The sequence below is a fragment of the Actinophytocola sp. genome, assembly GCF_036002505.1.
Taxonomy (GTDB): domain Bacteria; phylum Actinomycetota; class Actinomycetes; order Mycobacteriales; family Pseudonocardiaceae; genus DASYTH01.
Genome location: NZ_DASYTH010000228.1, coordinates 1 through 9,382, shown reverse-complemented (window position 1 = coordinate 9,382; position 9,382 = coordinate 1). Strand labels below are relative to the sequence as shown.

The window sequence follows — 9,382 nt, the reverse complement described above, 5'->3', positions numbered from 1 at the left end:
GGCCTTCCTCGCGCTGGACGTGAGGAAGGCCCCCTTCACCGCACTCCGATCCGCTCACAGGTGGCCCGGTGCGACTGCACAGGAGGCTCACAGACTTCGGGCGGAGGGTTGGCATCGACCGGCGATGAGCTGAGGAGATGCCATGAACGCACGAGAGCGCGGAGCGCGGTCCGCGGGGTTGATCACCGCGGTGCTGGCGGCGACCGCGGTCGGGGGAACCGCGGCGGTGATCGCGATCACGCATGCGCAGGAGAGTGCGGCAACCACGCAGAGCAGCAGTACGAGCAGTTCGAGCGATCAGTCCACTTCGGATAGTTCGAGCTCGTCGAGCGGGGTGTCCGGCAGCAGCGGACAGACGCACGCGCAGTCGGGTGGGTCGTGATGGCGACCGGCACCGTGGCCGCCGCGGAATGGGAGGTGTGGACCACCATCGCGCGCATCGTGGTGACCGACGGCGATGCGCTGGCCGAGGCGCGGGCGTTGGCCGAGGCTCAGCTCAACGCGATTGACCTTGCGTGTAGCCGGTTTCGGACGAATTCGGAACTGCGGGCGTGCACCGGGCGGACGACTCGGGTGAGCCCGCTGCTGGCCGATCTGGTGCGGACGGCGCTCGAGGCGGCCGAGGAGACCCAGGGCGACGTCGACCCGACGGTGGGCAGCGCGCTGGTGGAACTGGGGTACGACCATGATCTGTCCGATGTGGATGGTCTGCCGGTGCGGGTTCGGGTACCGGGGTGGCAGCGGGTTCGGCTTGACCGCCGGGAGTTGACGGTTCCCGAGGGAGTCGAGCTGGACCTCGGGGCGACCGCGAAGGCGTTCGCGGCGGACCGGTGCGCTCGGCTGATCAATGCGTACCTGCACGTCGGGGTGCTGGTGAGTTTGGGTGGGGACATCGCGACCGCGGGCGAGGCGCCGGAGGGTGGCTGGCGGGTGCTGGTGCGGGACCAGCCGGACGATCCGTCGTGCACGGTGGCGATTCCGGCGGGGACGGCAATGGCCACGTCGAGCACGCGGAGCCGGACCTGGCGGCGTAACGGCCTTACGCTGCACCACATTCTGAACCCGCGGACCGGGTGGCCGGCGGATCCGGTGTGGCGCAGTGTCACCGTGGTGGCGCCGACGTGTGTGGCCGCGAACACCGCGACGACCGCGGCGCTGGTACGCGGGGTCGACGCACCGGCGTGGCTGCGGTCGATAGGCCAACCGGCCCGGCTGGTGCGGGCGGACGGCGAGGTCGTCACGTTGGGCGGCTGGCCGGAATGAGTACGGATGCCTTGTGGTACCTGGGACGCGGCACCGGGGTGATGGCGTTGCTGCTGCTCACCGCGGCGGTCGCGGCCGGGGTGCTCACCTGGTCCGGGCGGACGGTGGCCGGGGTGCCGCGGTTCGCGGTGGCCGTGGTGCACCGGAACGCCGGGCTGATCGCGACCGTGCTGCTCGTCGTGCACGTGAGCACGCTGCTGTTCGATCCGTATGCGCAGCTGAAGCTCGCGGATCTGGTGGTGCCGTTCACGTCCATCTATCGTCCACTGTGGATCGGATTGGGTGCGGCGGCGTTCGACCTGCTGCTGGCCATCGTGGTGACCAGCATGCTGCGCACCAGGATCGGGCTGCGCGGCTGGCGCGCGGTGCACTGGTTCGCCTACGCATCCTGGCCGCTCGCCCTGCTGCACGTGCTGGGTGCCGGCTCGGACGCCGGCCAGGCCTGGCTGCGCGCGCTGGCCGTGACCTGCTTCATCGTCGTCGCCGGCGCCGCCACGTGGCGGTTCGCCGGCCGTAGCCGGGAGGTTCCGGTATGACCATCATCGAGGAAAGCCCTTCGAACACAAGGATTTCACGGCTGCTCAGCGCGGCGGCCGCTGATCTCGACCAGCATCACGCGATCTCCGGGCCGGTGCCGTGGCGTAAGGGTACGGGGAAACTCATCGGCGACGTGCAGGCCGCGGGCCTCACCGGACGCGGCGGCGCCGGGTTCCCCACCTGGCGCAAGCTCGCCGCCCTGGCCACCGCCGAGAAACCAGTCGTGATCGCCAACGGTGCCGAGGGCGAACCGGCGTCCACCAAGGACGCGGCGCTGCTCACCCGCGCCCCGCACCTGGTGCTCGACGGACTGCAACTGATTGCGGAAACCGTTGGCGCCACGGCTGTTTACCTCTACGTGAAGCCGGGTCCGGCCGCGGACAGCGCCCGGGCCGTGCTCGCCGAGCGCGCGGCCAAGCGGTGGGACCGCTATCCGGTTCGGGTGGTGGAGGCGGACCGGACCTTCATCGCCGGCGAGGAGTCCGCGGTGATCGCCAAGATCTCCGGCCGCCGCGCGCTGCCGTTCGACAAACGGAGACTGATCGTCCACTCAGGACTAAATGGCCGGGCGACACTGGTGCAGAACGTGGAGACCCTGGCGCACCTCGGCCAGATCGCCCGCAACGGCCCGGACTGGTTCCGCCGGTTGGGTACGGCCGAAGAGCCGGGCACGTTCCTGGCCACGGTCGGCGGCCCGGTGGCCCGGCCCGGCGTGTACGAGGTTCCGATCGGCATCCCGATTTCCGCGCTGCTCGAGCTCGCCGGCGGCGCGACCGAACCGGCACAGGCAACACTGATCGGCGGGTACCACGGAACCTGGCTGCCGTACGGCGCCCTCGGCCACACCCCGCTGTCCCGGGCAGCGCTCGCCCCGCTCGGCGGCTCACCCGGCGCCGGCGTGGTGCTCGCCCTCCCCCGTTCTCGTTGTGGGCTCAGGGAAACCGCCACCATCGTGCGGTACCTGGCCGCGCAGAGCGCCCGGCAGTGCGGGCCGTGCCGCAACGGGCTGCCCGCGATGGCCGCCCTGTTCGACGACCTGGCGCAGGGCCGCGGCGGCCCCGGCTCGGTCGCCGGCCTCCACGAGTTGTCCACCGTGGTCCGCGGCGCCTGCCACCACCCGGACGGCTCGGCTCGCCTGGTACGCAGCGCCCTGGACACGTTCGACGCCGAGGTGCGCCTGCACCTGACCGGCCGGTGCTCAGCAGGTGACCCGCGGTGAGCACCCGCATGCACATCGACTGGACGGCCTGCCGCGGCCACGGGCTCTGCACGGAACTGCTGCCCGAGCTGCTCGACCGGGACCGCTGGGGATATCCGTTGCCGCGCACGGATTCCACCGTGCCAGGAGAGCTCGAGGCACCCGCACGGCAGGCCGCCAGGCTCTGCCCACGGCTCGCCCTCCACCTGAATGCGACGTAACCCCCACGTCGAGCTCCGGCGTTCTCATTAGGTTGTCCCATCGGCCGGTCAAATGGCTGGCACGAATGTTGACAATTCCCGGAGAGGGCGGTACAACATTCACGACGATCCACTCGATCGGGGTACGCCTCTTGGCGTACATCGACACACCGATTGCCCACCTTCGGCCGCCGAACGGCAACGTTTATCACCCACACGTTGGCAACCTCGCCCGATAGGGCTGCACGACCATTTGACAGACCCGGCGCGCGTGTAACGTGTTCCCGGACAACGGGGGCGTCGCCAGCGACGATCTGAGGAAAGGCTTGCAGGCAAGCGGTGGCGACGGCGATACTGGTGGCAGTCGCAGGCGGGTTGAGGGAGCGGGCTGTGGCCAAGGGAAACGTGGTTCGTAAATGGGAAGCCGATCCACACGCGACATTCGCCCGGCGTCTCGGGAAATCACCAACAGAGCTGGACGGTACCGACGGCAAGACCGGGTGCCCGGATATCTGGGAACTCTCCAACGGTGACGTGGCGGTGATCGGTCGTGATCTCACGCCGGACTACGTCGACCGCCTGCCGCACGGGGTGACGGTCGTCGGCGATGAGCGCCTGGTCGTCATCCCACGGGCCACGATCATGGCCGCCAAGAAGGACATTCCGGATGCTTGATCGGGTGCGGGACGCGCCTGGCGAATTGTTCGCCAGCACTCGCGACTACCTCGAAGATGTCGACAGATACTGGGATCGCATCTCCAGATTCGACAAACTTGAAAGGCTACAGAGTTTTCGGCAGCCGGGCCACCCGAGCTGGGATGCGTTCAACGCGGGCCTTTGGAATGTGGCCTTGACGATGCTGCAGAGAAACCGGCCGACCGTGGCCGCTGAGTTCGCCGAGGACAAGCGGCGGGGAATCGTGTCACACCGGGTTCGCGTCGTGGACCTTCCGGTCACGCCGTACCTGCACTGGGAACTTCACTCGTTGAAGCTTCGCGCAGAATACGGGGAGATCATCCGGATCGTGACGCCGGAGGCACTGGCCCCGTTCGAACGGCATCAGATCACCCCTGAGCTGATCTTCATGGGTGATCTGGCAATGTACGAGATCCGGTATGACGATTCCGGCGTCCTCTGCGGCGCCCGCAAGTTCACCGACCCGGTACTGATCGCCGGATGCATCCGCGACGTCCATGAGCTGTTCGGGTGCGGCGAGGACCTCGACACCTTCTTTGCTCGGGAGATCGCTCCGCTGCCTCCGCCTGGTAACTTGGCGGCACATCCGACACATTGAGCTGAACCCGGTGCGGAGCATGTCCGTACGGCGGCCGTCGAGCACGTTCGTGGCTAGATTCTTATCCATGATCGTGGTACCGCTGCTGGTGCTCGTGGCCGTGGGGCTGGTCGCGGTATCCCCGTGGGCTCTGCGGGCGCTCGACATCGGCGCCGACACCGACTGGGTCCGCCTCAGCAACATCGGTCAGACCTACGGCGCGGTGTCCGCCGTCGTCGCGGCCGTCGCGCTGGTCGGTGTCACGATCTCCGTCGCCATTCAGATCCGTGACGCACGAGCGAACCGGCAGAACGCACAGCGCATGCTGCACAACGACCTCCTGCGGATGGCGATGGACGATCCGCTGTTCATGGACTGCTGGGGGCCGTACCTGACCGAGAGCACTGACGCCGAGCGCCAGTACGCCTACATCAACCTTGTGGTCTCACACTGGTACTCGTCGTATCAGATCGGCGAACTGACCGGTGACCGGTTGAGGTCGACCGCGGTGAGCGTGTTCACCAGCGCACCCGGCCGGCACTACTGGCGGGTGGCTCGGCAGTTCTGGCGGGAGAACTATCCGGGACGGCGGGCGCGGCGGTTCTGCACGATCCTCGACGAGGCCTACGAACAGTCGGCCACACAGCCACCCAGCACTCGTCCGGCGGCTGTGGGCGCAGCCGGCCAGCCCGGACCGGCACGTCACTGGCCGGGATGGGTGTTGCTGGCCGCGCTCGGTGCCGTACTCGGGTACCGCGCGGTGCGCCAGGCGCGGCTTGGCCGGCCCGACCACTGAAGGGCCCGGAGGATTGTTGAACGATCCTACAAGAGGTGCGGTAGGGTGGGATTGTAGGACGAAAGGGCGATGGGACGGGAGTGGCTGTGGCGGGTCGGCGGTGGCAGTTCTGGGTTGACCGGGGGGGCACGTTCACCGACATCGTGGCCAGGCGACCGGACGGCGGGCTGGTCACGCACAAGCTGCTGTCCGACAACCCGGCGCGGTACGCCGACGCGGCCGTGGCCGGCCTCCGCGAGCTGCTGGCCGGCGAGCGGCCCGCGCCCGAGACCATCGAAGCGGTTCGCATGGGGACCACCGTGGCCACCAACGCGCTGCTGGAGCGCAAGGGCGAGCGCACCGCCCTGGTGATCACCCGAGGGTTCGGGGACGCGCTGCGGATCGGGTACCAGAACCGGCCGCGGATCTTCGACCGGGAGATCGTCCTGCCGGAGCTGCTGTACGAGCGGGTGATCGAGGTCGACGAGCGGATCGAGGCGGACGGCACCGTGCTGCGCGCGCCCGACCTCGACGCGCTGGCCGGCGACCTGCGTAAGGCGTATGACGACGGCATCCGGGCGCTCGCCGTGGTGTGCCTGCACAGCCACCTGCACCCAGGGCACGAGCAGGCGATCGGGAAGTTGGCCGAGCAGATCGGCTTCCCGCAGGTGTCGCTGTCCAGTGAGGTCAGCCCGCTGATGAAGCTGGTGCCGCGCGGGGACACCACGGTGGTCGACGCGTACCTGTCGCCGGTGCTGCAACGGTATGTGGACGCGGTGGCCGCGTCGCTGCGCGGGGTGCGGCTGATGTTCATGCAGTCCAACGGCGGGCTGGCCGAGGCCGGGCACTTCCGCGGCAAGGACGCCATCCTCTCCGGGCCGGCCGGTGGCATCGTCGGCATGGCGCGGATGTCGCAACTCGCCGGGTTCTCCCAGGTGATCGGCTTCGACATGGGTGGCACGTCCACCGACGTTTCGCACTTCGCCGGGGAGTACGAGCGGGTGTTCCACACCCAGGTCGCCGGGGTGCGGCTGCGCGCGCCGATGCTCGACATCCACACGGTGGCCGCGGGTGGCGGCTCGATCCTGCACTTCGACGGCAGCCGGTACCGGGTGGGCCCGGACTCCGCCGGCGCGAACCCGGGGCCGGCCTGCTATCGCGGCGGCGGCTCGTTGACGGTGACCGACGCCAACGTCATGCTCGGCCGGATCCAGCCCGGTTACTTCCCCGCGGTGTTCGGCCCATCCGGTGACGAGCCGCTGGACGCCGGCCTCGTGCGCCGCCGCTTCGCCGAGCTGGCCACCGAGATCCGCGCCTCGACCGGCGACGACCGCACCCCTGAGCAGGTCGCCGAGGGCTACCTGCAGATCGCCGTGGCCAACATGGCCAACGCGGTCAAGCGCATCTCCGTCCAAAAAGGACACGACGTCACCCGCTACGCGCTGACCACGTTCGGCGGCGCCGGTGGCCAGCACGCCTGCGCGGTCGCCGACTCCCTCGGCATCCGCACCGTGCTGGTGCCGCCCATGGCCGGTGTCCTGTCCGCCCTCGGCATCGGCCTGGCCGACACCACCGCCATGCGCGAGCAGTCCGTCGAGGCCCCGCTCAGCGTGGACACCATGTCCCGCCTCACCGAGGTCGCCGACGCCCTCGAGTCCGCCGCCCGCACCGAGCTCCTCGACGAGGACGTCGCCGCGGAACGCATCGACGTGATCCGCCGCGCCCACCTCCGCTACGACGGCACCGACACCGCGATTCCCGTCGAGCTGACCGACCCCGCCACGATGGCCGCCGCGTTCGAGACGAGCTACCGCAAGACCTACTCGTTCCTGATGGATCGCCCGCTCATCATGGAAGCGGTCTCCGTCGAGGCGACCGGCCGCACCGAGCAGCCCGACCTGACCATCACCGCCGCCAAGACGGGGACAAGTGGGCCGGTGGCGGCGGTTCGGCTGTGGGCTGGTGGGGAATGGCGGGATGCGCCGCTGTTTCAGCGGGAGTCGATGAGCGCCGGGCAGCGGGTGGAGGGGCCGGCGATCATTGCCGAGGCGAATGCCACGACGGTCGTGGATCTGGGGTGGGCGGCGCGGATGGCGGAGGGCGCGCACCTGGTGTTGGAGCGGGTGGTGGCTAAACAGGACACCTCGGTGGGGACCGAGGCCGATCCGGTGCTGCTGGAGATCTTCAACAATTTGTTCATGTCGATCGCCGAGCAGATGGGGGTGGCGCTCGAGTCGACCGCGCAATCGGTGAACATCAGGGAGCGGTTGGACTTTTCGTGTGCGTTGTTCGCGCCTGACGGCAGCTTGATTGCGAATGCGCCGCATATTCCGGTGCATCTGGGGTCGATGGGGACGACCGTGCGCGAGGTCATTCAGCGGCGGGCGAACAATATGCGGCGCGGGGACGTATACGCGGTGAATGATCCGTATCATGGGGGGACGCATTTGCCGGACGTCACGGTGATCACGCCGGTTTTCGACCAGAATGGCGACGAGATTCTGTTCTTTGTGGCGTCGCGGGGGCATCATGCCGAGATCGGAGGAATCACTCCGGGATCGATGCCGGCCAACAGCACGGAGGTGCACGAGGAGGGGGTGCTGTTCGACAACTGGTTGCTGGCCGAGGACGGGCGGTTCCGGGAGGAGGAGACCCGGGGGTTGCTGACCGGGGCCAAATACCCGTCGCGGAATCCGGAGACAAACCTCGCCGACCTGCGCGCCAAGATCGCGGCGAATGCCAAGGGGGTCGAGGAGGTCGGCAAGATGATCGGCCACTTCGGACTCGACGTGGTGCAGGCGTACATGCGGCACGTGCAGGACAACGCCGAGGAGGCGGTGCGGCGGGTGATCGACGCGCTGGACGACGGGGAGTACCGGTACACCATGGACTCCGGCGCGGTGATCGCGGTGACGATCACGGTGGACCGCGAGAACCGGTCGGCGGCGATCGACTTCACCGGGACGTCGGCGCAGCTCGGCACGAACTTCAACGCGCCGTCCTCGGTGGCCACGGCCGCGCTGCTGTACGTGTTCCGGACGCTGGTCGCCGACGACATCCCGCTCAACGACGGGTGCCTGCGGCCGCTGAAGGTCATCATTCCGGAGGGGTCGATGCTGGCGCCGCGCTACCCGGCCGCGGTCGTCGCCGGCAACGTGGAGACGTCGCAAGCGCTTACCGGGGCGCTCTACGCCGCGCTGGGCGTGCAGGCCGAGGGCTCCGGCACGATGAACAACGTCACCTTCGGCAACGCCGCGCACCAGTACTACGAGACCGTCGGCTCCGGCTCCGGCGCCGGGGACGGGTTCGCCGGGACCTCCGTGGTGCAGACGCACATGACCAACTCGCGGCTCACCGACCCCGAGGTGCTGGAGTGGCGCTTCCCCGTGCTGCTCGAGGAGTTCGGGATCCGGCGCGGCAGCGGCGGCGACGGGCGCTGGCGCGGCGGCGACGGGGCGCTGCGCCGGATCCGGTTCCGGGAGGCCATGACCGTGTCGACGCTCTCCGGGCACCGGCGCGTGCCGCCGTACGGGCTGGCCGGCGGTTCCCCCGGCGACCTCGGCCGCAACCGGGTGCAACACGCCGACGGCACCCTCGTCGAGTTGGCCGGCTGCGACTCCGTCGACGTCCAACCCGGCGACACGCTGATCATCGAGACGCCGGGGGGCGGCGGCTACGGCCAGCCAGCCAGGGACGACTAGCTCTTGCCGTCCGAAATCTTGGAGTTCGGGGTGACGTAGCGGCGGGTCACGAACCCGAGCACGGCGGCGGTCAAGGCCATCACGAGGCCCGTCTGCTCGCTGGTCATGCTGATCACGCCGAATCCGACCAGCGTGGCGAGGCTGGCCTGGATGATGCCCTGGAACGCGACCGGCTCGGTGCCGACGAAGTCGATCGCCTTGCGGACCGGCGATTTCAGCTCGGGCCGCTGCAACTGGTCTTGCATGTTTCTCACCTCTTGGTAGAAGAGGTGCGTCACGGGCCGTGATTGATACGTCCGGTCTGCGGACGCCGGTAACATTTTGGCAAATCAGGGCCGCCCTGGCGGCGCCCGGCAGCCGCCGCGGACTTCGACGGCGACTTCCGCAGCGACGTCTCGTTGTGGCGGGACCGTGACGGTACGTGGTATTCGATTC

At 69.0% G+C, this 9,382-nt stretch carries 10 protein-coding genes; 9 read left to right on the top strand and 1 reads right to left on the bottom strand.

Translation table 11 applies throughout. The features are described from left to right. The first annotated feature begins 142 nt into the window (after positions 1–142). The 9 genes from VGR06_RS20425 to VGR06_RS20385 all read left to right on the top strand — a co-directional run bounded on the left by VGR06_RS20425 (position 143) and on the right by VGR06_RS20385 (position 8,947). Entirely contained in the window at positions 143–382 is a 240-nt protein-coding gene (locus VGR06_RS20425) for a hypothetical protein (protein ID WP_327560710.1), read from the top strand. After that, positions 382–1,263: an FAD:protein FMN transferase gene (locus VGR06_RS20420; protein ID WP_327560709.1), complete on the top strand. Its 882-nt coding sequence runs from the start codon at positions 382–384 to the stop codon at positions 1,261–1,263. Before VGR06_RS20425 ends, VGR06_RS20420 begins: the two co-directional genes overlap by 1 nt. Beyond that, positions 1,260–1,799: a ferric reductase-like transmembrane domain-containing protein gene (locus VGR06_RS20415; RefSeq protein WP_327560708.1), complete on the top strand. Its 540-nt coding sequence runs from the start codon at positions 1,260–1,262 to the stop codon at positions 1,797–1,799. The genes VGR06_RS20420 and VGR06_RS20415 overlap by 4 nt, the downstream gene beginning before the upstream one ends. Next, on the top strand, positions 1,796–3,019 hold the full coding sequence (locus VGR06_RS20410) for an NADH-ubiquinone oxidoreductase-F iron-sulfur binding region domain-containing protein (protein WP_327560707.1): 1,224 nt from the start codon (positions 1,796–1,798) through the stop codon (positions 3,017–3,019). Before VGR06_RS20415 ends, VGR06_RS20410 begins: the two co-directional genes overlap by 4 nt. Then, entirely contained in the window at positions 3,016–3,219 is a 204-nt protein-coding gene (locus tag VGR06_RS20405) for a ferredoxin (protein ID WP_327560706.1), read from the top strand. The genes VGR06_RS20410 and VGR06_RS20405 overlap by 4 nt, the downstream gene beginning before the upstream one ends. A gap of 369 nt (positions 3,220–3,588) precedes the next feature. Then, positions 3,589–3,873 carry a hypothetical protein gene (locus tag VGR06_RS20400; protein WP_327560705.1) on the top strand — a complete coding sequence of 95 codons (285 nt, stop codon included), beginning with the start codon at positions 3,589–3,591 and terminating at the stop codon, positions 3,871–3,873. Further along, positions 3,866–4,492, top strand: a complete 627-nt coding sequence (locus VGR06_RS20395; protein ID WP_327560704.1) for a DUF6879 family protein — start codon at positions 3,866–3,868, stop codon at positions 4,490–4,492. Before VGR06_RS20400 ends, VGR06_RS20395 begins: the two co-directional genes overlap by 8 nt. Before the next feature lie 67 nt (positions 4,493–4,559). Beyond that, positions 4,560–5,267, top strand: a complete 708-nt coding sequence (locus VGR06_RS20390) for a DUF6082 family protein (protein ID WP_327560703.1) — start codon at positions 4,560–4,562, stop codon at positions 5,265–5,267. Positions 5,268–5,353: 86 nt separating this feature from the next. Continuing rightward, positions 5,354–8,947, top strand: coding sequence for a hydantoinase B/oxoprolinase family protein (locus VGR06_RS20385; RefSeq protein WP_327560702.1), 3,594 nt, complete (start codon positions 5,354–5,356; stop codon positions 8,945–8,947). Here VGR06_RS20385 and VGR06_RS20380 read toward each other — a convergent pair. Further along, complete coding sequence (locus VGR06_RS20380) at positions 8,944–9,192, bottom strand: hypothetical protein (RefSeq protein ID WP_327560701.1); 249 nt, start codon at positions 9,190–9,192, stop codon at positions 8,944–8,946. The genes VGR06_RS20385 and VGR06_RS20380 overlap by 4 nt on opposite strands. Between the last annotated feature and the right edge of the window lie 190 nt (positions 9,193–9,382).